The 23,754-nt window shown below is 43.9% G+C and carries 24 protein-coding genes; 23 read left to right on the top strand and 1 reads right to left on the bottom strand.

What is annotated here, in order from left to right:
- Nucleotides 1-221: 221 nt before the first annotated feature.
- From Q4E64_RS09425 to rfbB, 14 genes are all read left to right on the top strand, one after another.
- A complete protein-coding gene (locus Q4E64_RS09425) occupies nucleotides 222-440 on the top strand; it encodes an acyl carrier protein (protein ID WP_303167628.1) in 219 nt (72 codons plus the stop codon).
- 19 nt (nucleotides 441-459) lie between these two features.
- Nucleotides 460-678, top strand: a complete 219-nt coding sequence (locus Q4E64_RS09420) for an acyl carrier protein (protein WP_303167628.1) — start codon at nucleotides 460-462, stop codon at nucleotides 676-678.
- Nucleotides 679-697: 19 nt separating this feature from the next.
- Nucleotides 698-916: an acyl carrier protein gene (locus Q4E64_RS09415; protein WP_303167628.1), complete on the top strand. Its 219-nt coding sequence runs from the start codon at nucleotides 698-700 to the stop codon at nucleotides 914-916.
- 20 nt (nucleotides 917-936) lie between these two features.
- On the top strand, nucleotides 937-1,164 hold the full coding sequence (locus Q4E64_RS09410) for an acyl carrier protein (protein ID WP_303167627.1): 228 nt from the start codon (nucleotides 937-939) through the stop codon (nucleotides 1,162-1,164).
- 1 nt (nucleotide 1,165) lies between these two features.
- Nucleotides 1,166-2,116: a hypothetical protein gene (locus Q4E64_RS09405; RefSeq protein WP_303167626.1), complete on the top strand. Its 951-nt coding sequence runs from the start codon at nucleotides 1,166-1,168 to the stop codon at nucleotides 2,114-2,116.
- A gap of 35 nt (nucleotides 2,117-2,151) precedes the next feature.
- Entirely contained in the window at nucleotides 2,152-3,675 is a 1,524-nt protein-coding gene (locus tag Q4E64_RS09400; RefSeq protein ID WP_303167625.1) for an AMP-binding protein, read from the top strand.
- Nucleotides 3,672-4,328 (top strand): MBL fold metallo-hydrolase, encoded by a 657-nt coding sequence (locus Q4E64_RS09395; RefSeq protein ID WP_303167623.1) that lies wholly within the window; start codon nucleotides 3,672-3,674, stop codon nucleotides 4,326-4,328. Before Q4E64_RS09400 ends, Q4E64_RS09395 begins: the two co-directional genes overlap by 4 nt.
- Before the next feature lie 24 nt (nucleotides 4,329-4,352).
- A complete protein-coding gene (locus tag Q4E64_RS09390; protein WP_303167621.1) occupies nucleotides 4,353-5,177 on the top strand; it encodes a hypothetical protein in 825 nt (274 codons plus the stop codon).
- A gap of 27 nt (nucleotides 5,178-5,204) precedes the next feature.
- Nucleotides 5,205-6,122, top strand: a complete 918-nt coding sequence (rfbD, locus tag Q4E64_RS09385) for a dTDP-4-dehydrorhamnose reductase (protein WP_303167620.1) — start codon at nucleotides 5,205-5,207, stop codon at nucleotides 6,120-6,122.
- A 269-nt stretch (nucleotides 6,123-6,391) separates the two neighbouring features.
- The gene (locus tag Q4E64_RS09380) at nucleotides 6,392-7,510 is read left to right on the top strand and encodes a hypothetical protein (protein ID WP_303167619.1); all 1,119 of its coding nucleotides are present in this window, start codon (nucleotides 6,392-6,394) and stop codon (nucleotides 7,508-7,510) included.
- A gap of 18 nt (nucleotides 7,511-7,528) precedes the next feature.
- Nucleotides 7,529-9,181, top strand: coding sequence for a hypothetical protein (locus Q4E64_RS09375; RefSeq protein ID WP_303167618.1), 1,653 nt, complete (start codon nucleotides 7,529-7,531; stop codon nucleotides 9,179-9,181).
- 348 nt (nucleotides 9,182-9,529) lie between these two features.
- Nucleotides 9,530-10,297, top strand: a complete 768-nt coding sequence (locus Q4E64_RS09370; RefSeq protein ID WP_303167617.1) for a hypothetical protein — start codon at nucleotides 9,530-9,532, stop codon at nucleotides 10,295-10,297.
- Nucleotides 10,294-10,809 (top strand): hypothetical protein, encoded by a 516-nt coding sequence (locus Q4E64_RS09365; protein ID WP_303167616.1) that lies wholly within the window; start codon nucleotides 10,294-10,296, stop codon nucleotides 10,807-10,809. The genes Q4E64_RS09370 and Q4E64_RS09365 overlap by 4 nt, the downstream gene beginning before the upstream one ends.
- A gap of 26 nt (nucleotides 10,810-10,835) precedes the next feature.
- The gene (rfbB, locus tag Q4E64_RS09360; protein ID WP_368501562.1) at nucleotides 10,836-11,855 is read left to right on the top strand and encodes a dTDP-glucose 4,6-dehydratase; all 1,020 of its coding nucleotides are present in this window, start codon (nucleotides 10,836-10,838) and stop codon (nucleotides 11,853-11,855) included.
- Nucleotides 11,856-11,981: 126 nt separating this feature from the next.
- Here rfbB and Q4E64_RS09355 read toward each other — a convergent pair whose 3' ends face one another.
- Nucleotides 11,982-12,197 (bottom strand): hypothetical protein, encoded by a 216-nt coding sequence (locus Q4E64_RS09355; protein WP_303167615.1) that lies wholly within the window; start codon nucleotides 12,195-12,197, stop codon nucleotides 11,982-11,984.
- Between the two features lie 255 nt (nucleotides 12,198-12,452).
- Here Q4E64_RS09355 and ppsA point away from each other — a divergent pair, with 255 nt between their 5' ends.
- The 9 genes from ppsA to Q4E64_RS09310 all read left to right on the top strand — a co-directional run bounded on the left by ppsA (nucleotide 12,453) and on the right by Q4E64_RS09310 (nucleotide 23,753).
- Complete coding sequence (ppsA, locus tag Q4E64_RS09350) at nucleotides 12,453-14,831, top strand: phosphoenolpyruvate synthase (protein ID WP_368501564.1); 2,379 nt, start codon at nucleotides 12,453-12,455, stop codon at nucleotides 14,829-14,831.
- A gap of 137 nt (nucleotides 14,832-14,968) precedes the next feature.
- Nucleotides 14,969-15,424, top strand: a complete 456-nt coding sequence (locus Q4E64_RS09345; protein ID WP_303167613.1) for an A24 family peptidase — start codon at nucleotides 14,969-14,971, stop codon at nucleotides 15,422-15,424.
- 20 nt (nucleotides 15,425-15,444) lie between these two features.
- Nucleotides 15,445-16,530, top strand: coding sequence for a PilN domain-containing protein (locus Q4E64_RS09340; RefSeq protein WP_303167612.1), 1,086 nt, complete (start codon nucleotides 15,445-15,447; stop codon nucleotides 16,528-16,530).
- A complete protein-coding gene (locus Q4E64_RS09335) occupies nucleotides 16,527-17,093 on the top strand; it encodes a hypothetical protein (protein WP_303167611.1) in 567 nt (188 codons plus the stop codon). The genes Q4E64_RS09340 and Q4E64_RS09335 overlap by 4 nt, the downstream gene beginning before the upstream one ends.
- 171 nt (nucleotides 17,094-17,264) lie before the next feature.
- Nucleotides 17,265-19,232, top strand: coding sequence for a proton-conducting transporter membrane subunit (locus tag Q4E64_RS09330; protein WP_303167610.1), 1,968 nt, complete (start codon nucleotides 17,265-17,267; stop codon nucleotides 19,230-19,232).
- Complete coding sequence (locus Q4E64_RS09325; RefSeq protein WP_303167609.1) at nucleotides 19,229-20,122, top strand: respiratory chain complex I subunit 1 family protein; 894 nt, start codon at nucleotides 19,229-19,231, stop codon at nucleotides 20,120-20,122. Before Q4E64_RS09330 ends, Q4E64_RS09325 begins: the two co-directional genes overlap by 4 nt.
- An 11-nt stretch (nucleotides 20,123-20,133) precedes the next feature.
- Nucleotides 20,134-20,763 (top strand): hydrogenase, encoded by a 630-nt coding sequence (locus tag Q4E64_RS09320; protein ID WP_303167608.1) that lies wholly within the window; start codon nucleotides 20,134-20,136, stop codon nucleotides 20,761-20,763.
- A gap of 7 nt (nucleotides 20,764-20,770) precedes the next feature.
- On the top strand, nucleotides 20,771-22,246 hold the full coding sequence (locus Q4E64_RS09315) for a proton-conducting transporter membrane subunit (protein WP_303167607.1): 1,476 nt from the start codon (nucleotides 20,771-20,773) through the stop codon (nucleotides 22,244-22,246).
- A gap of 4 nt (nucleotides 22,247-22,250) precedes the next feature.
- Nucleotides 22,251-23,753 (top strand): NADH-quinone oxidoreductase subunit C, encoded by a 1,503-nt coding sequence (locus Q4E64_RS09310; protein ID WP_303167606.1) that lies wholly within the window; start codon nucleotides 22,251-22,253, stop codon nucleotides 23,751-23,753.
- Nucleotide 23,754: the final 1 nt, after the last annotated feature.

Here is a 23,754-nt window from a genome sequence, read left to right as displayed (position 1 = left end):
ATCAAGCAAACAGCCAGCTGGTTTGAAGTTAACTTCCATGTCAGGGGAACAGACTTTACATTGAAGTAACCTAAGCGGTTCAACAAGGAGTGAAAGAACTAATGCCTGATTGACACTGAGTCAATTATATCATGGGCTTGACTAAGCCGATTACACAAATATGTTAATTTAACGGAAGCTGCTTTTGGCTTCTGAATATATTATACGAGGAGAGTATGAAAATGGAATTAAAAGAAAAAATGGCGCTGATTGAAGAAGTATTGGACGTAGAGGAAGGGAGCTTAACCCCGGAAACGTTGCTCAGCGATGTAGAAGAATGGGATTCTATAGCTGCCTTATCGTTGATAGTTATGTTAGATGAAAATTTTGAGAAGACGGTAAGCGGAGCTCAAATTAAAGCGATGAAAAGCGTGAAAGATATTTTGGCTTATATGGAATAGGTAAAAGGAGAGTATGAAAATGGAATTAAAAGAAAAAATGGCGCTGATTGAAGAAGTATTGGACGTAGAGGAAGGGAGCTTAACCCCGGAAACGTTGCTCAGCGATGTAGAAGAATGGGATTCTATAGCTGCCTTATCGTTGATAGTTATGTTAGATGAAAATTTTGAGAAGACGGTAAGCGGAGCTCAAATTAAAGCGATGAAAAGCGTGAAAGATATTTTGGCTTATATGGAATAGGTAAAAGGAGAGTATGAAAATGGAATTAAAAGAAAAAATGGCGCTGATTGAAGAAGTATTGGACGTAGAGGAAGGGAGCTTAACCCCGGAAACGTTGCTCAGCGATGTAGAAGAATGGGATTCTATAGCTGCCTTATCGTTGATAGTTATGTTAGATGAAAATTTTGAGAAGACGGTAAGCGGAGCTCAAATTAAAGCGATGAAAAGCGTAAAGGATATTTTGGCTTACATGGAATAAGTAAAAGGAGAAAGATAATTATGGAAAAATTATATGCATTATTAGAAGATATTAGACCAGATGTCGATTTTCGTAATGTTAATACGTTAGTTACCGATGGATATATTGATTCCTTTGATATTGTTACTATTATAGCTAGTATTGAGGATGAATTTTCTGTAGAGATTCCTGTTGACAGTATGCTTCCGGAAAATTTTGATAGTGTTGAGAGTATGATGAGACTTATTAATGCTTCTAAAGGAGTATGAGATGCTAGAAGTTTTTAATAAAATTAAGCGATGGTATAAGCATAGACAGCTAGTTAAAAAGGGTGTATTAATACCAATTGAATCCTATGAACAATATACAATGCTTATAAAAAATATAAAGAAAAATTATCCACATAAGATATTTTCTAACTGTTATATGCTGCCTTCTGAAATCAAGAGATTGATTGCTTTAAAGAGTTTTTATAAAATCAGAACAGCTCAGGGGCTTGTATTGGCGGATGATGAAGGAGGATATTATCATACGGTTTTCTTTGTAGATTTATCCGAAAATTGTTCTTTACCAGTTTTAGATAAAGACATATTGGTTGAAAATGTGTATTATGAAGGTAGGAAAACGTCTGAACAGATAAATTTTGAGAGTCTTTTAGAGAATATGGGATTTACTTTTTGCAATACCTACAGATCAATTATGGATAGACCTTCGCTTCCTCCAGAAAAATTTTATAAAAAATTAGCTGTTATGGAAAAAGCTTTAGCTATGGAAGGTAAAAAAATTAGTATTCCTAAATATAGTCAACTGTATGAGTTTGAAAAAGTTTATCGTAGTATTATTGATAAATTTGTACAAAAAAAATTCACATTAAAAGAACGTAAAGCTCAGGCTGATGCAGGAAATTTATACTGTATAACAGATGAAACAGAAAAAATATATGCTATTGCTATCAAATCGCGCATAAGTGGAGGAGCTTATGGTTCTAGACGAGATAGCCAAGGTAATATATATGCTCCTATTTTAGTATTGTATTTGTTTAAGGAATTTTATGATAATATTCCTAAAGATGAGACTGCTAAAATTGAATATATGCGCAGCAAAGGTATTGGAGGATGGATTGCAGTAAATAATATTTCTTCATGGAAAGTATATCGAATGGTTGGTATTGAGGCTACTGAGAAGTCTATGAATCAGTTTGTAATTAAGTCTACAATGTGATTACTACATAAGAATTTAGTTGATGGGAGATAAAAATGATTACCATTTTGGATTGTTTAGAGAATACTACTTTAAAATATGCTGATAATATAATCTGCAAGGATGCGTTTAAAGAAATTACTTTTTCTGACTTTCAAAAAAACGCTCAGGCTATTGGTAGTTTTTTATGCCAATACAATGCTATGCGTAATCCTATCGCCGTTTTCATGGATAATACAGCAGAGGCTTGGGAAGCAATGATAGGCGTTGTTTATAGTGGAAATTTTTATGTTGTTATTGACGCATTGATGCCTATAGAACGCATAAAAAATATTTTTTTTACATTAAATCCCTTAGCTGTCATAGTAGATGAAAAATGTGCGAATCAGGCAGCTAGGCTGGGTATGGATATTGATGTACATATGTATCAAGAAGTTGTCAAAACAAGTGTGAATGAAGTTAAGCTGACGTCTATACGTAAAAAAATGATTGATACTGATCCGATATATGCATTGTTTACTTCTGGTTCTACTGGTACGCCAAAAGGAACAGTTCTAAGTCATTTAAGCGTCATCAAATATGCACAATGGTACGCAAAGACTTTTAACATAACAGATAAAACAATTTTCGGTAGCCAGACTCCATTTTATTTTAGTATGTCTGTATCAACTATGTTTTCTACTATCTATACTGGTGCTAAATTAGTAGTAATTCCTAAACAACTTTTTTCTTTTCCTGTTAAACTAATAGAATTTATGAATAGCGAAAGGATAAATACCATATATTGGGTTCCTTCTGCTATGAATATGATAGCTAACTTCAAAGCATTGGATAATCATGAACTTTCATATTTAATTACAGTCCTTTTTGCTGGCGAAGCTATGCCTACAAAACAGTTAAACTATTGGCGAAAGCATTTATCTAAAAATGTATTGTATGCTAACTTATTTGGACCAACTGAAACTACGGATATAGCAACCTATTATGTTGTGGATAGAGATTTTAACGATGATGAACCTATTCCTATTGGTTCTGCGTGCAGTAATTGTGACGTATTTGTTTTAAAAGATGATGGCACTTTGGCTGGTGAAAATGAGGAAGGAGAGTTATGTGTACGAGGTTCATTCCTTGCTTATGGTTATTATGATAATCCTGAAAAAACCAAGGAAGTCTTTGTGCAAAATCCTTTAAATACTCATTATCCTGAAATTATATATAAAACTGGTGATTTAGTTAAATATAATGATAGAGGTGAGTTAGTTTACATTACTAGAAAGGATTTTCAGATTAAGCATCAAGGATATAGGATAGAATTGGGCGAGATAGAAATTGCAGTAAGTTCTGTAGAAGGCGTTTATGAATGTGCCTGTATTTATGATCAAATAAAGCAATTAATAGTACTTTATTGCACTGGAGAAAATTTAAATTCAAAAGTAATTCTATTAAGAGTTAGGGATAAGTTACCTAAGTATATGATGCCTAATAAGATTTTTGTGTTAGAGATAATGCCTCATAATGCTAATGGGAAAATAGATAAAAAATTATTGCAAAATATTTATCAAGGAAATAGTGAAATATGAAAATATGGACATATACTACCCCTCTTCTTAATCAAAATATGTATATTTTAGAGAAAGGAGGGCATTGTCTAGTAATTGACCCTTATTATGATGAAGAAGTAGAACGATTGATGCAAAATAAAATCATTGATTTAATGCTTGTTACGCACGAACATTATGATCATATAAGTGGAGTGAATCAATTTAAAAGATATTTTGGATGTAAGCTTTTAGCAAATAGTAAATGTAATTGTAATTGTCAAAAGCCAACTAAAAATTTCTCGAAATATTTTGAAGCATATTATGAATTTCAGGGAGGTTTAAAAAAGCCGAATTTCTTTTTTGAAAATGACTATGTATGTTGTGCTGATGAAATATTTGATGAAAGTATTTGCTTTCAATGGCAAGGGAATGAATTGTACTTGAAGCAAATTCCGGGGCATAGTGAGGGTGGAAATTTTATATTTTTGAATATGGAAATTTTGTTTTCCGGAGATATACTTTTAGATGAAAATGTACCAGCTGCTAAATTTCCAGGTGGTGATCCTAAAGCATTTAAAGAAATTACACTTCCTTATATAAATTCTTTGTCTTCTGATTTGTTGGTATATCCAGGTCATGGAGAATCATTTATTTTAAATAGGTATTACGGATATAATAAGAAGAAGGAATAACAAGTGTTGAGAACAATAAATATTTTGAGTGAATATGAAAAACTTTATACTGACTATGTTGTTAACAAGAAGACAAGGGGCTCTACAAACTTTTTTGTTAATAAAAATATTATTTCTAAATATATATATGAAGGAAAAGTAAAGTGTGAAGTCGTTGATGGTGCTTTGTTTATTCTTATAGACCAAGGGGATTTTTATAGACTGTATTTTTGCGGGCTTACAAATCTTGTACAGAGATTGCCAATAATGGATAAGGATGTTTGTTGTGATATTTATGAACAACAAAAAAATGATACTCATATTATTTTTTTTCATAATTTGTTATTGGCTAGTGGCTTTGTTTGTCAGCAAAAATATGAGCAAGTAAGATTGTTTTATGGGTATTTACATAAATTATCTGTTAGATATTTAGAAAAATATAGTAAAAAATTATCAAATGTTGGTATGGTAATGAGAAGTGTAGCTATTGATGATAAAAAGTATGTTGAAGAATTGATAGCTGATAATATGGGGAAGTATAACGGATTTTCTATAGAAGATGATGATTGGGATGAACAAGTAAAAAAAGGTAATGTTGTTGGTTTATACATTTATGAAAAATTGATAGGTGTTTATTATTTTACAACTAAAGCTGGGCGTATAATAGTAGATAGTGATTATCGTGGAAGGAATTTAAGCGTTATTTTACGTATGTATTTTGCCTCTCAAAAAAGATGGGAATTTTCTACAACGAATCAATATGATTGGGCAGAAGCTGATAATATTTCTTCAAAAAGAACATTTGAGAAGTTATTAGCTATATATACAGGAAAGATAAAGTACAGATATGTATATAATTATTCTAAGTAGGGTTATTGATTTGTCTTAGGAGATATAATGAAAGTTTTAGTAACAGGCGTGGGCGGCCAACTGGGATATGACGTGATGAACGAGCTGGCTCAAAGAAGGCATAAATGCATTGGTAGCGATATATTGCCACAGAAAAAAATTGGGTTGCCTTATGAATATGTGCAGTTGGATATTACGGATAAGAGTGCAGTTGAAATGGCGCTTACTAAACTCGCTCCAGATACGGTAATTCATTGTGCCGCATGGACTGCTGTAGATGCAGCAGAGGATAGGGCAAATCAAGCTAAAGTATTTGCTATCAATGTTGACGGTACTAAATATATTGCAGAAGCTTGCAAAAAGCTTGACTGTAAAATGATGTATATTAGTACGGATTATGTTTTTGATGGAGAAGGTACTGAACCCTGGCAGTCGGATTGCAAGGATTATGCGCCGTTAAATATTTATGGTAAGAGTAAGCTGCAAGGTGAATTGGCTGTAGCAGGTATTTTATCTAAATATTTTATTGTTCGTATAGCTTGGGTATTTGGCTTGAATGGCAATAACTTTATCAAGACTATGCTTAATATAGGGAAGAAATATGATACTTTGCGTGTGGTAAATGATCAGGTAGGTACGCCTACTTATACCTTTGATTTAGCAAGGCTGTTAGTAGATATGATAGAAACAGAAAAGTACGGTTACTACCATGCTACGAATGAGGGCGGATATATTTCTTGGTATGATTTTGCTTGTGAGATTTTTAAACAAGCGGGATATAATACGGAACTTATTCCAGTAACGACAGAAGAGTATGTATTAAGTAAAGCTAAGAGGCCTTTTAACAGTAGACTGGATAAGAGTAAATTGACAGAAAGTGGCTTTAAGCCGTTGCCAGATTGGCGAGATGCTGTAAGGAGATACATTTTAGAACAATATTATATTAGAACCGAACGAATAATTTAAAATGCATAAGTGATATTTATTCTAAATGATGATAGAAATGCTATTTCGTATGCGTTAAGGTGAAGTGTTCTATGGGTAGGGATTTTAAATATAAATTTAAGATAAAATGGTATGAAATCAAGAAAAATATTAAGACTTTTTTAATTAGCATAATTGATTTTATTTTGAAGCTTCTGTTATATCTTTTATTATGCTTTAGTCTTATTATACTTATAAATGAAGTAAGAAAGATGATTTTGGTAGTATGGTATCAGCTGTTTGAGGTTTAAATGATGAATTACTATGGTATTATTTTAATAGGTTATGATCTTGAAACTTGTAAGAATATTGCTGATAAACTAATTTCAAGAAGTACAGATGATTATACTTTTGTTCGTATTAAGGCTAGGACTGATTTTATACTTAATAGTATGTTAATAGATTATATTGAAAGTATACCTTCATCATCTTTGATATATTATTCTTTTTCTTCTGAAATAAAATTACAAAAAGATAGCTGTAGATTTATTTTTGACATGGCGGATGTAAGAAGACAGCATTTATCAGGTAATGTAGCTATAATAATTATGCCGGATTCATTTTTTGATAGCCTCCTTTATATCAATGAACTTTATAAATTTATGGTTATTAGAATTGATAATGAAAAAACCATTACAGCTATTGATTGTCGTTCATATAATAAGTGTACCTATAGACTTATATACAATAATCTTGAAGATACATGTGAATTAATACAAAAGCTTTGGCATTATAGAAATACTGGCGGGGTTCTATCTCGTGATATGATTGAAAAAATGATAAAATGCGGAATGCTTGTTAGAAATTGTAACTATAGGAATATTAGCTACGCATCTTATGACTTAACTTTAGGAGACGAGTATTATTATGAGGGGAAGGTACAAACGCTTGATAATAGTCAACCATTTATTCCTATAGAGCCATATGATTATATAATTGCTTCAAGCAAAGAAATAATTTCTTTTCCTAGAGACGTAATAGGCAGATTTGATTTAGTGGTAAATTTATTCTTTGAAGGAATTATTTTATCCAATAGTACACAAGTAGATCCTGGATTTAATGGTAAGTTATTTTGTTTGTTGTTTAACACTTCCAACAAAACGGTTTATCTAAAGCGCGGGATGCCTTTCTCCACGTTAGAGTTCAATAAATTGATCGAGCCTACTGACGGTTATAGAGGAAGCCACGCGTATGAATACTCAATGGTGTCGTACTTGCCACGAAATATTATGAATGGTGCAATTAATGAACTAAAAAAGGATGTCGAAGGGTTACGTAAGGAAAATAACAAAATGCAACAACTTTATCTTACATCACTAGCAATTATGGTTGCAGTTTTAGCTTTATTGTTTACCATAGGAAATAGGTAGATAGGTGGTATATTTATTATGTATGATGCAATAATAATAGGTGCTGGTCCTGCTGGTTTAATGGCAGGATACATATTAGGTAAAAATAACCTAAGCTATATAGTTATAGAGCAAGGAAGTGATTATCTAGAAAGGAAATCATCTCGTCCTTACGACGTAAGTTATGGATTTGGTGGCGCAGGGCTATTTTCTGATGGTAAGTTTTCTTATCCGCCAGCAGCTTCAAAACTTTGGACTGTTAGGGATAGCCGTCTTTTAGAGAATGCGTATAATAATTTTTACGAGTTATTAAGTTCTTTGAACATAGATGTTTTGCCTTGGAACTGTGATTGGATAGTTCAGTGTTCTAATCGTGAAAGAATGGATGGTGAAAAGCATTACAAGCATATTCGTATAGGTGACGATGAACGTTATAAAATATTGGATTATTTTCATAAAGTAATCCTGGATTCCAATAAAGTGCGTTTAGGTTCGAAAGTATTAAATATAAGAAGAGTTGAAAGTGGCTTTAAGGTAGAATGCGAGGACAGCATTGAATATCAAGGACTTAATGTAATAATTGCTTCGGGAAAACGATCTTCTAGTAACATGTTAAGAGATATAGAAAATATAAGATATCGAAAATATTGTGAGGTTGGTGTACGCGTAGAGTGTGAGAACAGGTATTTTACTTATAAAGACAAAAAGGAAGATTTGAAAAATATAACTAATATAGATGATAATACTGATGTTCGCACATTCTGCACTTGTTGGCAGGGTAGAGTAGTAGAATCTTTTTATGATGATAAACATATTACTTATAATGGAGAAACTGTCGTTGGTTATTCGAAAACTAATATAGGTATTGTGGTTAAGAGTTCTAATGTAAAATCAATTTTATATCGTAACGGTGTAGATGTATATAAAACTTTAAACCCTAATAAAATTGATTTAACTGAATATCGTAGTGGTAAAAAATTTTTAGGGCTTCCATTGGATAATGAAATTCGTAAATATTTAAATGTACTTTTAACTAGTGATGCAGTAGGTTTAGTATATGGACCAGAAATTGAAAAATATGGTAAATATCCGATTCCTGATACTAATTTACAAATAGCTCCAGGAGTATATGTTGTAGGTGACGGAACGGCACTTTTTAGAGGTCTTGTAGCTGCTTTTGTAAGTGGTGCTTATGTAGCTCTAAAAATAAAAAAGGATGAGGATTTCAAACAAATAATTGAAGATTTGGGTGTGAAAACAAGTCCAATTGAATCAATGATAATAGTTTTTACGGCTCATTCTAAGACAAGTTTTTATGCAAAGAACATTATTTGTGAGCATGTTTTCAAAAATAATGCAATACCTATAAATCCATATAGAAGTTTTGGATATTTTTTGGATGATAGGGTAGAAAGAAATCTTGTTCGTCAAGCAAATAATCAAATGGTTATCAAATGTGATGAATTATGGGTGTATGGTCGTATATCAGATGGGGTTCTATTTGAAATAGTTAATGCATTGAAGTTTAATAAGCCTATAAGATTTTTTACTATAGGAACTCATATTAATGACATAAGAGAAATAAAGATTGATGATTTAAAGTTTGAACCAGAAGTACATGCTAAACATATAAGAAAAACAGATATACAAGAATTTATAAAGAGAGGATTATCGTATATAAAAAAAGAATAAGAATAAGGATATTGATTCCAGACTTTATTCTGTAAGCGACAGTTGTAGCAATTTTAGTAATATCCTTTAATGAGAAACTTAAGCTCATTCTGCACCCAAACAAGAATAAATCTGCTAGATCTTCGTTGACCTAAATTTTTGTTTTATATTTTTGGCGCAAGTGTGTAGCATATATAGTAAGATATTATGTCTGTATAGGGGAAGCAGATTGTTTTTGGTGATAATGTAAAGCGAATTTGTGATGATTATCAAGCTTTTTTGGAAGGGAAAATGAAGATATAATATCTTGCTGTTAAATAATATAATTAAATTATACTGTACAAGATAAATTTATAAGGAGATGATTATATGGCTGAATATGACTATGAAAGAGCATTTGAACGGATTAATGAAATAATTGAACATCAAAGTGGTTATAAAGAAAAACATAATATAGGAAGTGAAGATGAATTTAGTGAAGATTGTTTATATAGTGGTTGGGTTAGTTGTATCTCAGTGAATATTAGCAATATAATAAATTTTTATAAAAACAGAGAGTTACAAGAATATTATAAAGTAATGCGAAGTTTTTCTTCGGAGATTTTAAGGATATTTGCTTCATCTAAGTTGCTTATAGAATATGGTTTGCAGGGATCGTATTTTTATGCAATATATTTTACCCCTTATCAGGAAGATACATATTATGTAGCAAATAAAACATTTATAATAAATACGTTTGTAAAACTGTTTAATAAAATATTAAATGATCATGGCTTGCTTAAAATTAAAATTGGTATTGGGATGGCGACGCTGCAAGATTGCGTATTTAGAGTAACAGATATAGATAAGCGATTGAAAGTGAATGTTTGGATTAAAGGGACAAAAAACATTGCTGTTAGATTATCTGATTACGCCATAAAAGATAAAAATAAAACTCTAGCATTTAGTAGGCTTAGTTATGATAATTTTATTAAGTCTTTAGAAAATATTAATTCTCAAGAAAGTCCTAGAGATTGGTTTCAAAAGCATGTAAATGAAGATGAAGAATATTATACAGCAGATATAGTTAAAACTAAATTCGATCAATGGATTAAAAATCTAGAAGAATCAAGATGTATGTACTGTGATGGTGAATGATTATGAAACAAGATACATCTCATGAAGCATATAAAATAGTTGATAATGCTAAGTTAGGAAATGTTGGAGAAAGAGCTATTGAAGTTGTAGTGAACGATAGTAGTAGTAATAAATGCGAAGGTATTAAAGAAAATACTGCTAACATAGATACTAAACATGTTTTAACGGATTGTGATAGTTCTAATAATGCGAAGGATAAGGTTGGAGGGTTATCAACATCAACATTCGATCATTTAAATGAGGATCAAAAAGGTGAGGTTTTATCAAGTCATAATTCGATTCAACAAAAAGAAAAAGATAGTGGCTGGATTGGCAAAGTAATAGGTGCTAATATAAAAAATGCAGCTTTTAATACAGCTTTTCTTATATGTTTATTTGCGTTAGTAATTTGTGGTATAGATTTAATATTTGGGTATGTTTGTAGACGTGGAAATATAAATGCGGAGATATGGAAAATATTAATACCTATAGTTTCGGTAGCATTAGGTTATATTTTCGGTAAAAGTAAATAATATTTCTATGAAAAGAGGTTTATATAATGACTATCATCATTACCGGCGGTGCCGGATTTATTGGTTCTAATTTTATTTTTCATATGCTGGCTAAGTATCCTGATTACCGCTTTGTTTGCTTGGACAAGCTGACCTACGCAGGTAATTTATCTACGTTGGCCAGCGTAATGGATAAGCCTAATTTTCGCTTTGTGAAAGCTGATATTTGCGACCGCGAGGCTGTATACCAGTTATTTGAGGAGGAGCATCCTGATATTGTCGTAAACTTTGCTGCAGAAAGCCATGTGGATCGTTCTATTGAAGACCCTAGCGTATTTTTGCAGACTAATATCATGGGTACGGCGACGCTGATGGACGCTTGCCGTAAATACGGCATTACCCGTTATCATCAGGTATCGACGGATGAAGTGTACGGCGATTTGCCGTTGGATAGGCCTGATTTATTCTTTACGGAAGAAACGCCTATTCACACCAGCAGCCCTTATTCTTCTTCTAAAGCCGGATCTGATCTGCTGGTTATGGCTTATCACCGTACGTATGGCCTACCTGTAACTATTTCCCGTTGTTCCAACAACTACGGGCCGTATCATTTTCCGGAAAAGCTGATTCCTTTGATGATTGCCAACGCATTGGCAGACAAACCGCTGCCTGTGTACGGCGAAGGCTTGAACGTGCGCGATTGGCTGTATGTGGAGGATCACTGCAAGGCTATAGATTTGATTATCCATAAGGGCAGAGTAGGCGAGGTGTACAATATCGGCGGGCATAACGAGATGCGCAATATCGATATCGTGAAGCTCATCTGCAAAGAGCTGGGCAAGCCGGAAAGCTTGATTACTCACGTAACCGACCGCAAGGGACACGATATGCGCTACGCCATCGACCCGACGAAAATACACAACGAATTGGGATGGCTGCCGGAAACGAAATTTGCCGACGGCATTAAGAAAACAATCCAGTGGTATTTGGATAATAAGAAGTGGTGGCAGGATATTATCAGCGGCGAATATCAAAAGTATTATGAAAAGATGTATGGAAACCGGTAAAAAATGAAAATGAAAGCAAAACAGGACGGCTTGCGCCGTCCTCCTTTTGTCTGTTTGTTTAAAAGTTAAATCCTGATAATTCGCCTTTTAATGGGTCCGATTTGCCTTAGCATTGCTATCCCCTTATCAATCCCAGCGCTTCAACAGATCCTCGATAATTTCCTTATTGGTCTTGCGGCGCTTCTTTTCATAATTGCGGAAGTTGTTATCCCTATGGTCGGTGGAATAGTCGGCGTAATCGAAATCGTCGTCGCTGCGTTCATAGCTGCGGTTATAATCGCCGTGGCCGTCGTCCAGCCGCCACAAGGGCAGGGATGCGGGCTGTCTGTAATATGTAAGCATGGGTAATCCTCCTGACGTGGTATTAGTTTATTGTTATTTTAGCACGCTTTGACGCGCCTGCAAAGGGGAAAGGCGGTGCCGGCTGCGTTTTTTACCGTTCTTGCTGTCTATCAGTACCAATGGCGGAGCGCTTTAAAAAATATGAAAAATTTCTGCGAACATACTTGAATATGCTGTGTGAATGTGATATAGTATACACTATATTAAGGTGATATTCCAATAAACAGTATAGTATATCGCAAAGGAGTAAAAATGATGGAGAAAGAAAAAGCGTTTCTGCTGTGGTTTGACCAGTTGGAAAGAAAAGACGTAGCGATTGCCGGCGGCAAGTCCTCATCTTTAGGCGAATTGACGTCCCATGTCGACGTACCTGTACCCTATGGCTTTGCAACGACTGCCTGCGCTTACAGATATTTCTTTGAAAAAACCGGCTTGTATGAGGAAATCAAAAATCTGATTGCCGGTTTGGACGTGGACAACAGCGCGCAGCTGCGCGAGGTCTGCGCTAAAATTCGCCAGGCTATTCTAGACAAGGAAATGCCTCAGGATTTGCAGGATTTGATTGCCGAAGCTTACGAGGAGCTGGGCAGAAAGGTTGGTCAAGCCGATCCCTTCGTTGCCGTGCGCAGCAGCGCTACCGCTGAGGATCTGCCGGACGCCAGCTTTGCCGGCCAGCAGGATACCTATTTGAATGTTAAGGGCGCGGCTACTATCGTAGCCAAGGTTAAGGAATGCTACGCTTCCTGCTTTACCGACCGCGCTGTTTACTACCGTGAAAAGCAGGGCTTTGACCATCTGGACGTGGCCCTGTCCGCCGCAGTGCAGATGATGGTGTTCTCCAAAGCTGCCGGCGTTATGTTTACCGTGAACGTAGCTACCGGCGACGACAAGAATATTCTTATCGAAGGCGCCTGGGGCTTGGGCGAATATGTAGTGCAGGGCACGGTAACTCCTGATAACTATACTATTGAAAAGGCTACCGGCAAGATTATCGAAAAGAATGTCAACGCCCAGGATATTAAGCTGGTGCGCAAGGCTGACGGCGACTGCGAGGAGGTCAGCGTGCCTTTGGACGAGCAGAACGAGCAGAAGCTGACCGACGCTCAAATCGAAGAGCTGGCCGCCTGCGCTAAGAAAATCGAAGCGCACTACGGCTGCTATATGGATATGGAATGGGGCGTTGACGAACGCGACAACAAGGTTTACATTCTGCAGGCCCGCCCGGAAACCGTATGGAGCCGTCGCAATAAAGAAAATGGCGCACCGAAAGAGGAGAAGAAAGTGACTACCGATCGTAAGGTTATTGTTAAGGGCTTGCCTGCCAGCCCCGGTAATGTTGCAGGCCGCGTACACGTTATTCTTGACCCGTCCCGCATCGACGAATTTAAAGAGGGCGAAATTCTGGTAACGGAAATGACCGCTCCCGACTGGGTTCCGGCTATGAAGAAGGCGAAGGCCATCGTAACCGACAGCGGCGGTATGACCTGCCACGCTTCCATCGTCAGCCGCGAGCTGGGCATTCCCTGCATCGTTGGCACCAAGAGCCGTGGCGAGGCTGCTACGACTACTATTCCCGACGGCATCGACGTAACCATCGACGCTACTCACGGTGTTGTTTATGAAGGCATTATCGAGGAGCCCAAGGCTGAACATCCCGCCGCTCAGCAGATAGTTGCCGCTGCAGAATATTTCCCGCCGACAGGCACGAAGATTTACATGAATCTGGGCGACCCTGAGCTGGCTGAAAAATACAGCGCTCTGCCCTGTGACGGCATCGGCCTGATGCGCGAGGAATTTATCTGGACCACCTATATCCACGAGCATCCTCTGTATCTCATTAAAATTGGTCATCCGGAAAAGGTTGTGGACCAGCTGGCTGAAGGCATCCGTCAGGTTTGCCAGGCTATGGCTCCCAGACCGGTTACTTTGCGTTTCTCCGATTTCAAATCCAGCGAATACCGCGATTTGAAGGGCGGCGACGAATTTGAGCCTTACGAGCCTTCTGCTTTGTTGGGGTGGCGCGGCGCTTCCCGCTATTATGATCCTAAATATATCGAAGCCTTTAAGCTGGAATGCCTGGCTGTACGCAAGGTGCGCGAGGAGTTCGGCCTGAAGAACCTGAACGTGATGATTCCGTTCTGCCGCAATGTAGAGGAATGCGAAAAGGTTGTTAAGATTATGGCTGATTGCGGCCTGTCCCGCGGCAAGGACTTCAAGGTTTGGCTGATGGCTGAGATTCCCTCCAACATCATTCTGGCCGACCAGTTCAATAAATTTGTCGACGGCTATTCCATCGGCTCCAACGATTTGACCATGCTGGTTCTGGGCTGCGACCGTGATAACGATACCGTATCCCATATTTATGACGAACGTAATCTGGCTGTACGCCGCGCTATCCGTCACCTTATCGAAGTGGCTCACAAGGATGGCAAGACCGTTTCCATCTGCGGTCAGGCTCCCAGCGTATATCCTGAATTCTGCGAGTTCCTCATTAAGAGCGGCATTGACAGTATGTCTGTAAATCCTGATACCGTTAAATTTACCAAGAAGCTGGCTGCTCAAATCGAACAGCGCATTATGCTGGACGCATTGACCGGCAAAGGCCGTCAGGAAGCAGAAGACCTGAACTGGTAAGACGCTTGACAGGCTGCGCCTGACAGTGTATACTATTGCCAACAACTGAATAAGTAGTAAAGAGCTTTAAGGCTCCTGTATTGCAGTGACTTTGTAATACAGGAGCCTTTTGTTTTAACGCGGAAAGGAGGCTGCTTATGGAGTTGTTTTTTACGTTGGCGTTGGCGGTGGGGCTGGCGCGTCATTGCTGGACGGATATGCGGGAGCTGTTGCTGTACGACAGCGTGAACGCGTATCTGTTAGCGTTAGGTTTGCTGCGAACCTGTGTCATAGGTTCGTGGCGGGAGGCGGGCTGCGGGCTACTGGCGCTGGGCGCTGTTATGTTGCTGCTGTATTTGCTCAGCCGGGGCGGCATGGGCGAAGGTGACGTTAAGCTAGCGGCAGTTTTAGGCTGCTGGCTGGGGTGGGAGCGGGGCTTGGCCTGCCTGCTGCTGGCTTTTGCAGGCGGGGCTGTGGTTGGACTCGTGCTTTTAGCCTGCGGACTGGCGCAGGGGAAGCAGGCGCTGCCCTTTGGCCCCTTTTTATGCGCGGCAGGCTTGGTGTGCCATCTTCAAGGTGCGCAGCTTGTCGCCTGGTACTGGTCGTTATTTTGATTTGCAGGAGGATGTAGTTGATGAAAACATTACAGGATTACCAACGATGCTGGCGGCGCAGGCAGAGGCGGCAGCGGCAGCTTTTGCTTATCGAGCTGCGGGAAAATATTTTGCGGGCGAGCTGCTGGCAGCCGGATTGCTGCCTGTGGCGGCAGGAACGCACTTTAGAGATGAGCGCAGGCCGGAATATTATTGAAGAAGCTGGCGAGCTGCTGCGTACAATTTTACTGGAAGCCAAAGCGGGGGCGGGATTAGATGCGTTGCTACTTTTAGGCGCGGAGCAGGTGTACGGAGAAAGGCTGACGCTGCCCATCCTGGAAGCCAAAGCCTTGCGTAAGGCGGTGCGCTGGGAGGCAGGGCAGCTGGCTCCCTGGGCGGCGGGCGCTTATACTGCGGCTTTTGCCGTGGAGGAAAGACGGGAGGCGGATATGCAGGTGCAGCTGTGGGCTATGGAGCTGGCGGCGGCGCAGGGCTGGCGGCAGCTGACGGAATCCTTGCAGCTGCGTTTGCGGGCTGTTTTGGCAGGCAGGGAGGTGGAAACAGCGCAACAGGAGTGGTTTGCGGGAGCGGTCTGGCCGGAGGAAAATTTGCTGCGGGCAGAAGGCCTTGTTTTTGGCAAGCAGCTTGCGCAATCTCCTTATTGGCGCGCGGCGGCTTTAGGCTGCGCGGCGCTGACCTTGCTGCTGTATGCTGGGGTGCGCGGCGGTTGCTATCTGGCGCAGCGAAGCGTACAGGATGGGCGCAGGCAGCTTCAGGAATACGGTCAATGGCGGCAGCGCTATGCCTACAGCGAAAAGTTGAATAGGGAGCTGGAGCGCTTGCGCAGGCTGGAGCAGACAGAAAAGCGCCCCACGCTGCAGGTCAGCGGCAGGCTGGAACAGCTGGGGCGGCAGCTGGAGCCCGGCTGCTGGTTGCAAAGCGTACAGGGCAGCGCCGGTCAGGGACACTGGCAGGTGGAAGGCCGGGCTGCCGGATTAACCGAGGTGCAGCAGCTTATACAGCGCTGGCGGCAGCAGCAGGCCTATGGGGAGGTGGAGCTACTGCGCTCCCGGCAGGAGGAGGGCGGCGTCAGCTTTGCTTTGCAATTGAAGGAGAGTGGCTTATGAAGTATGCGCAGCAATTATGGAGCATCCGCTGGCCGTTAGCCTACCTGCTTTCCCTGGGGCTTTTGCTGGGGCTTTGGCAGCAGGCCGTCGAGCCGGGTCTGGCAGAGTATGCGGCTTTGCAGCGAGAGACGGAGCAGCAGCGGCAGGAGCTGGAACGCTTAAAGTCCCTGGCTGCCGATCAGGACGGTTACGAGGCAGGGATTGCCAGACAGGCGGCAGAGCTGGCCGCATTAAAGAGCAGGCTGCAGGCTGCAGGCGATATCAACGCCGTGCAAAATGCCGTACAGCGATTGGCTGTTGATAGCGGCGTACAGCTGCTGGAAATAAGCGCTTCTGCGGCGGTAAACGCTGCTGACGGCGTTCAGCGGCAAAACAAGCTGCACCGCTTGCAGGTGCAGGCAGAGGGAGATTATTACGCCGTACTGCGCTGGCTGCGGCAGCTGGAACGGCAGGGGACGGCTGTGGACGAGCTGCGGCTGCAGGGCGAGGGGAGCGCTGGCAGAGTGCGTGCCGGACTGATGCTCAAGGTATACGGCGCAGGGGAACTTCCGGACGGCGTATAGAGCGCTAACGCATTTCAGGGCAAATCGCCATTGCTTAGGAATAAATTTTTGGCAGGCGGCGTAAAAGCTATTTCTTCTTACCGGTAAATATGCTATAATTTTTAAATGGCAAAAATGTGAAGTTGTGAATAAAATGTAAAAATTCATGAGAGTGTAGGTGAGAAGATGGAAATGTTTTTGATAGCTGCAGCCTGCTTGGCAGCCGGTGTGCTGACCATGCTGTTTCCCCACGGCTGGCAGAAAGCGGCTCACTGGCTGGCTAACGGCCTGGCGCTGGCTGGCAGTGCGGCGGCTGCTTACGGCGCGGCGGCGCAGCTCATGGGGCAGAAGCTGCATCCCTTGGTATGGGGGGCATATTCCCTGGCCTGCGACGGCTGGAGCGCGATTTTTCTGCTGCTGACGGGTATTGCCGGAGTTATTGCCAGTTTATATGCCATGGGCTATGCCCGGAGCTATGAGGGGAACCGTCTGCGGGTTTTAGGCGGCATGTGGAATTTATTCCTGCTGTCCATGGTTTTGGTGCTGCTGGCAGGCGACGGCTTTAGCTTTTTACTCTTTTGGGAAATTATGGCCGTGGCGTCCTTTATGCTGGTCAACCATGAGTCGGAGCAGCGCAGCACCCGCGACGCGGCTTACCAATATCTGGTAATGACTTCGGTCGGCACGGCCTTTATTATGATCGCCTTTTTGCTGACAGGCTCGGCCAGCAATTCCTTCAGCTTTGCGGATATGGCGCGCAATAATTTGCAGGGCGTCTGGCAGCACGCAGTTTTTGGTTGCGCTTTCGTTGGCTTTGCGCTGAAGGCCGGTTTAGTGCCGCTGCATGTGTGGCTGCCCAAGGCTCATCCTGCCGCGCCCAGCCATGTATCGGCGCTTATGAGCGGCGTCATGCTGAAAATTGCTTTATACGGCTTCGGACGCTTCGTGTTCAGCTTTTTGCCGACGTGGAACTACTGGTGGTGCGTCATTGTTATGGTTACCGGCGTGCTTTCGGCGTTTCTGGGCGTGCTGTACGCGCAGATGGAAACCGATATTAAGCGGGTGCTGGCTTATTCTTCTGTGGAAAATATGGGCGTTATTTTTGCGGCCTTCGGCTGCGGTATGCTGCTCAAGGTTACAGCGGGCGGACATTGGTATATGCTGGGCTTTGTGGCGGCGCTGGCGCATGCCTTTAACCACAGCGTTATGAAGGTGCTGATGTTTATGAGCGCAGGCAGTATCATGCACGGCACGGGCAGTAAGAATCTGGAGCTGTTTGGCGGGCTGGCGCGGAGCATGCCCTATACTGCGCTGTTTTCGTTTATCGGTTGCCTGGCTCTGGCGGCTGCGCCTCTGACCAACGGCTTTGTGGGCGAATGGCTGGTGCTGCAGAGCTTTATCACGCTGGCCGGCAGCAATTCGGCTCAGAATATTCGCCTGTGGTCGGCTCTGTGCTTTATTTTATTAGGCTTCACGGGAGCGCTGGCTCTGGGCTGCTTTGTGCGCTTCTTTGGCATTACTTTTTTGGGACGTGCCCGCAGCCAGCTGACGGAGCATGCCCATGAGGCCGACGGCTTTATGCTGACTGCCATGGGCCTATCCAGCCTGCTGGTGCTGGCCTGCGGCGTTTATCCCTTGCCCGTGCTGCAGGCTGTGTGCGCGGCTTTACAGCTGCCGACCGATTACGCTCTGCAGGGCTGGGGGCTGGCCTGGGCCGGCAGCGGCGCTCAGGCGGTCTTTAATCCTGCGCTGCTGCTGCTTTTGCTGACTGTTGTCGGCGGCGCGCTGTATTTAGCGACGGCAGGCGTGTGCCAGCGTCAAAGCGTCACCTGGAACTGCGGTACTTATCCTACGGAGCGGCAGCAGTATTCGGCTACAGGTTTCAGTAAGCCGGTACGTCGGGCCTTTGACTATCTGCTCAAGCCTAAGCGTCAGGTGTCCTATATGCGCAAGGACCACGCTTATTTTGGCCGTCAGCTGTCCTACAAGCTGGAAATTCCCGATATGATTACGGAAAAATTATATCAGCCCTTGCAGAAGCATTTCGTCCGCGTGTCGGCCTTCCTGCGCCGTTTGCAGCAGGGCAGCGTGCGCCTGTACGTTTCCTACGTTATGGCGGCTATGGTTATCGTTTTGATTTGGGGGGCGTTGTATAAATGATCGACATTTCTTCGCAATTGGAAAGCTTAGCCCTCTGCCTGGCGCAGGCCCTGTTGCTTTTGCTGGCTGCGCCTTTAGTCAGCGGTATTGTCAAAAAGGTCAAGGCGCTGCTGCAGAACCGCATCGGTTCCAGCGTTTTGCAGGAATATTACGATATCAGGAAATGGTGGAGCAAGCAGACTATCCTGACTCCTTATACCAGCGTTGTTTTCCGTCTGGCTCCCTGCGTTTATTTTGCTACGACGCTGGCGGCTGCCTGCATGCTGCCCAATTTCTTCGGCGGACAGGCGGGCTTTGGCGACGTTTTCGTTTTTGTTTATCTGTTCGCTTTGGGGCGTTTTTTTATGACTGTGTCTTCCATGGACGCGGCGACGGCCTTCGGCGGCATGGGCGGCAGTCGTGAGGTTTACGTGGCGGCCTTTGTGGAGCCGGTTATCATGCTGGCTATTCTGTCCAATGTGCTGCACACCGGCAGTACTTCGTTAAGCGGCATGAGCCTGAGCTTTGACCAGGTTAATCTGACGGTGGCTGGGGTTTTGACCTGCATTGCCTTTTTCCTGGTACTGTTGGCCGAAAACAGCCGCATTCCCGTGGATAACCCGGACACGCACCTGGAGCTGACTATGATTCACGAATGTATGACGCTGGAATATTCCGGTCGTTTGCTGGCGCTCATTCATTGGGCCAGCCAGTTGAAATTACTTATTTTTCTGGTAATCTTTTCCATGCTTTACCTGCCGCTGGATTTGCCCGTGGCGCTCAAGGTGCTGTTCAGCGCCGTTATGGTGGGCGTGGTGGAAACCTTGAATAATAAAATGCGCCTGTTTAAGGTGCGCGTATATCTGGCGGCTGCCGGTTTGATGCTGCTTCTGGCAGTAGTGGCGCAGTAGGGAGGCGGACGATGGAATATTTAGTAGTAAGTTTAATATTTATCGTCTTTTTGCAGACGAGATTTATGGAGCTGCGCCGCGCTACCCTGTGCCTCAGCGTACAGTCGGCGCTGATTGCGGCGGCCTGCCTGGCGGTGGGGTTGAGCCATGGCGGCGGTCTGCACGGCTGGCTGCCGGGACTTTTGACCATTGCCGTCAAGGTGGTGTTCATTCCCTATGCTATTCTTAAAGTAGTACACCAGCTGCGGGACGAGCGGGAAATCGTCAGCGATATCAACGTCAATTATTCTACGGCGGTGGCGGCCTGCAGCCTGGCGCTGGGCTACATGGTTATCGACGGCCTGCTGCCCATGGCTGCGGGACGCGATATTATGGCGGCCTCCATGTTTATGATTATGACGGGGCTGACGCTGATTGTTATGCGCAGCCGCGCTATTATGCAGATGATCGGTCTGATTACTATGGAAAACGGTATTTATCTGCTGGGCCTGATTATGACGGAGGGTCTGCCTTTGATTATCGAGCTGGGTATTTTCCTGGACGTTTTAATCGCCGTGGTTATTTTGGTTATTTTGACCTCGCGCCTGCGTCTGTCTTTTAAAACGACGGATACAAACGTGCTGGACAAGCTGAAAGGTTAGGTGGAGCATGCTGGAATATATTTTGCCTTTGTTATGCCTGCCGCCTTTGTGCGCTGTGCTTGCCCTGGCCGGGCGCTTTGCCAACCAAACGCTGCATTGGCTGCACCGTCTGACGGCTACTGCCGTGGGCGTGACGGTGCTGCTTTTGGCAGCCAATTTTAATCCTTCCCAGCCTTATGCGGACGATTATTTTTATATCGACGCCCTGAGCTGCTGGGTGCTGCTCATTATTACGACGCTGTATGTAGCCGCCAGCTGGATGGCACGTTCCTATCTGACGCGGGAGGAGCGTTGCGGCGTATTGAAGGGCGAGCAGTTGCAGACGGGACGTTATTTTGCATTGATGCAGCTCTTTTGCTGGACGATGTTCATCGTGCTGCTGGTGAAAAATCTGGGCCTTATGTGGGTCGCTATTGAAGCCACTACCCTGATTTCAGCGCTTTTGATTTCCTTTAAATTTACCCGCGCCGCCTTGGAGGCTACCTGGAAATATATTATGGTCTGCACCGTAGGCATTTGCTTAGCGCTGCTGGGCACGCTGGTGCTGTACTACGCGCAGCTGGACGCCTTAGGCTCGGAAAAGGCTTTGAGCTGGCTGTACCTGTATCAAAACGCTTCCGCGCTGGACCCGGCCATGACGCGGCTGGCGCTGCTATTTATCGTTATCGGCTACGGGACCAAGGCGGGTATGGCTCCCATGCACACCTGGCTGCCCGACGCCTACGCCGAAGCGCCGTCGCTGACCAGCGGCATGCTCAGCGGCGCGCTGTGCAGTTGCGCCATTTATGTGCTGCTGCGTAATCTGGTGATTCTGCTGCCCACGGCGGGCAGCGCCATGATGAGCGGCATGCTGTTGTTCTTTGCCGTGCTGACGGTGGCGGTGGCCGTGCCCTTCGTGGTGGTGCAGCGCGATATTAAGCGTCTGCTGGCTTATTCTTCTATGGAAAATATCGGCATTATGGTAGCTGGCATCGGCGCGTTTTCTGCCTTTTCCTTAAAGGCTGTCATGCTGCATATGTACAGCCACGCTATGATTAAATTCGTGCTGTTCTATATTGCAGGTACTGTTATCCAGGAATATCAGACGCGCAATATGATGCGTATTCACGGTATGATTAAGGACGTGCCCTATACGGCGACCTTTTGGCTGACCGGTATGCTGGGTATTTTGGGACTGCCGCCCATGGGCTTGTTTTTCAGTAAATTTTATATTATGGCGGCTTTGTTCCGCGAGGGCCATTGGCTGGCCGGAAGCCTGCTCATCGTGCTGCTGGCAGGCGTACTGATCGGCATTTTGTACCACGGGATGCGTATGCTGGGCGACAGCGCCAGACGCAAGCCCTTAGGAGAGCTGCTGGGCTCCATGGATATTGCCGTGCTGGCGCTGCTGCTGCTGGCTACCTGCGCAGTGGGCGCAGGCTTTGAGGCCATTCCCTGGCTGGATAATGTGCTTAATTGCGCTGTGCGCGTTATAGGAGGTTGATGCTATGCTGGTAAAACCTGAAAATCTGCGCGGCGCCGCTAATATTTGCAGCGGCGGCGGTAAACATCCGCTGGCCGCTATGTTCGGCGCGGACGAAACCCTGCGCGGCGGCGGTCTGGCGATTTACTGCCTGTTCTATAATGCGGAAAAGCGCAGTCTGGACGTATTGAAAACGGAATTTCCCGCCGAGGGGCCTTTCAACTATCCTTGCTTGACCACACTGCTGCCTGCGGCCGCCTGGTATGAGAGGGAGTTGCACGATATGTTCGGCTTAGTGCCGGAAGGGCATCCGGATTTGCGGCCTTTGGTGCTGCACGAAAGCTTTCCTTCCGATTTCCATCCGCTGCTCAAGCAGACGCCGGTGGACTGCCAATGCCATGGCCGGCGTGAATACGAAATGATGACTTCAACAGGCGAGGGGTTGTTTGAGGTTCCTGTCGGACCCATTCACGCAGGCATCATCGAGCCGGGGCATTTCCGTTTCAGCCAGGCGGGCGAGGCCATGCTGCAGCTGGACGCCAAGCTATTCTTTACCCATCGCGGTATTGAAAAGGCTTTGGAGGGCAAAACGCCTTGGGAGGCCATGCCCATTATCGAGCGCATTTGCGGCGCCTGCAGCGTGGCCAACAGTTTGAGCTTCTGCCAGGCGGTGGAAAAGCTGTCGGAGGCGCAGGTGCCGTACCGTGCCTGGCTGCTGCGCACGCTGGCGCTGGAGCTGGAGCGCTTGTATAACCATGTGGGCGATACGGGTAATATCTGCGCCGGGGTTGGCTTTTCGCCTGTTATCAGCATGGGCGCGCGTTTGAAGGAATATTTAATGCAGCTTAACGAGCTGCTGACCGGCAGTCGCTTTCTGCGCGGGCTGATAGTTCCCGGCGGTGTTACTATGGACGCCGACGATAAAATTTTAGAAGAGATAGATGACGTGCTCAAAGAGGTGGAAAAGGTTTACGCCGATATGGTGCATATCATGTGGGAGCAGGCCAATTTCGTCAACCGCATCCGCACGACGGGCATCGTTCGTGAAAACACGGCCTTCGATTTGGCTATGGTGGGCGTGGGCGCGCGCGCCAGCGGTATTGCCCGCGACAGCCGCAAGGATATGGGCTTTGGCATTTACGACGAATTGGATTTCGACGTGGTGGTCGAGCATAGCGGCGATGTGGAAGCCCGCATTAAGGTGCGCGTGGGCGAGGTAGCTCAAAGTCTTAGCCTAGTGCGGCAGCTGATAGCCAAGCTGCGCCGCAACGCCGATACGGAGCTGCAGGCGGATTTAGGCCAGCTGCGCGCTTTGGAGGGTAGCTGGGGCATCAGCGAATCGGCACGGGGAGATAATATCCATTGGCTGCTGCTGGATGAAAACGGCCGCCTTGACCGCTGCTTTATCCGTTCCGCCTCCTATCCCAACTGGCCGGCGCTGACGGTGGCCGTTCAGGGCGATATTATCCCTGATTTCCCCTTGATCAATAAAAGCTTTGAGCTGTGCTATGCCTGCATAGACCGCTAGG

Origin of the sequence: Phascolarctobacterium sp. (assembly GCF_030531065.1) — a bacterium.
In the GTDB taxonomy this organism is placed as follows: domain Bacteria; phylum Bacillota; class Negativicutes; order Acidaminococcales; family Acidaminococcaceae; genus Phascolarctobacterium_A.
This window is presented reverse-complemented; position numbering and strand designations above follow the sequence as displayed.

Bases quoted from the DNA above. Each gene is read 5' to 3' on its own strand.
- Q4E64_RS09425 (WP_303167628.1), top strand. From the start codon at position 222: ATGGAATTAAAAGAAAAAATGGCGCTGATTGAAGAAGTATTGGACGTA.
- Q4E64_RS09420 (WP_303167628.1), top strand. From the start codon at position 460: ATGGAATTAAAAGAAAAAATGGCGCTGATTGAAGAAGTATTGGACGTA.
- Q4E64_RS09415 (WP_303167628.1), top strand. From the start codon at position 698: ATGGAATTAAAAGAAAAAATGGCGCTGATTGAAGAAGTATTGGACGTA.
- Q4E64_RS09410 (WP_303167627.1), top strand. From the start codon at position 937: ATGGAAAAATTATATGCATTATTAGAAGATATTAGACCAGATGTCGAT.
- Q4E64_RS09405 (WP_303167626.1), top strand. From the start codon at position 1,166: ATGCTAGAAGTTTTTAATAAAATTAAGCGATGGTATAAGCATAGACAG.
- Q4E64_RS09400 (WP_303167625.1), top strand. From the start codon at position 2,152: ATGATTACCATTTTGGATTGTTTAGAGAATACTACTTTAAAATATGCT.
- Q4E64_RS09395 (WP_303167623.1), top strand. From the start codon at position 3,672: ATGAAAATATGGACATATACTACCCCTCTTCTTAATCAAAATATGTAT.
- rfbD (WP_303167620.1), top strand. From the start codon at position 5,205: ATGAAAGTTTTAGTAACAGGCGTGGGCGGCCAACTGGGATATGACGTG.
- Q4E64_RS09380 (WP_303167619.1), top strand. From the start codon at position 6,392: ATGATGAATTACTATGGTATTATTTTAATAGGTTATGATCTTGAAACT.
- Q4E64_RS09375 (WP_303167618.1), top strand. From the start codon at position 7,529: ATGTATGATGCAATAATAATAGGTGCTGGTCCTGCTGGTTTAATGGCA.
- Q4E64_RS09370 (WP_303167617.1), top strand. From the start codon at position 9,530: ATGGCTGAATATGACTATGAAAGAGCATTTGAACGGATTAATGAAATA.
- Q4E64_RS09365 (WP_303167616.1), top strand. From the start codon at position 10,294: ATGATTATGAAACAAGATACATCTCATGAAGCATATAAAATAGTTGAT.
- rfbB (WP_368501562.1), top strand. From the start codon at position 10,836: ATGACTATCATCATTACCGGCGGTGCCGGATTTATTGGTTCTAATTTT.
- Q4E64_RS09355 (WP_303167615.1), bottom strand. From the start codon at position 12,197: ATGCTTACATATTACAGACAGCCCGCATCCCTGCCCTTGTGGCGGCTG.
- ppsA (WP_368501564.1), top strand. From the start codon at position 12,453: ATGGAGAAAGAAAAAGCGTTTCTGCTGTGGTTTGACCAGTTGGAAAGA.
- Q4E64_RS09345 (WP_303167613.1), top strand. From the start codon at position 14,969: ATGGAGTTGTTTTTTACGTTGGCGTTGGCGGTGGGGCTGGCGCGTCAT.
- Q4E64_RS09340 (WP_303167612.1), top strand. From the start codon at position 15,445: ATGAAAACATTACAGGATTACCAACGATGCTGGCGGCGCAGGCAGAGG.
- Q4E64_RS09335 (WP_303167611.1), top strand. From the start codon at position 16,527: ATGAAGTATGCGCAGCAATTATGGAGCATCCGCTGGCCGTTAGCCTAC.
- Q4E64_RS09330 (WP_303167610.1), top strand. From the start codon at position 17,265: ATGTTTTTGATAGCTGCAGCCTGCTTGGCAGCCGGTGTGCTGACCATG.
- Q4E64_RS09325 (WP_303167609.1), top strand. From the start codon at position 19,229: ATGATCGACATTTCTTCGCAATTGGAAAGCTTAGCCCTCTGCCTGGCG.
- Q4E64_RS09320 (WP_303167608.1), top strand. From the start codon at position 20,134: ATGGAATATTTAGTAGTAAGTTTAATATTTATCGTCTTTTTGCAGACG.
- Q4E64_RS09315 (WP_303167607.1), top strand. From the start codon at position 20,771: ATGCTGGAATATATTTTGCCTTTGTTATGCCTGCCGCCTTTGTGCGCT.
- Q4E64_RS09310 (WP_303167606.1), top strand. From the start codon at position 22,251: ATGCTGGTAAAACCTGAAAATCTGCGCGGCGCCGCTAATATTTGCAGC.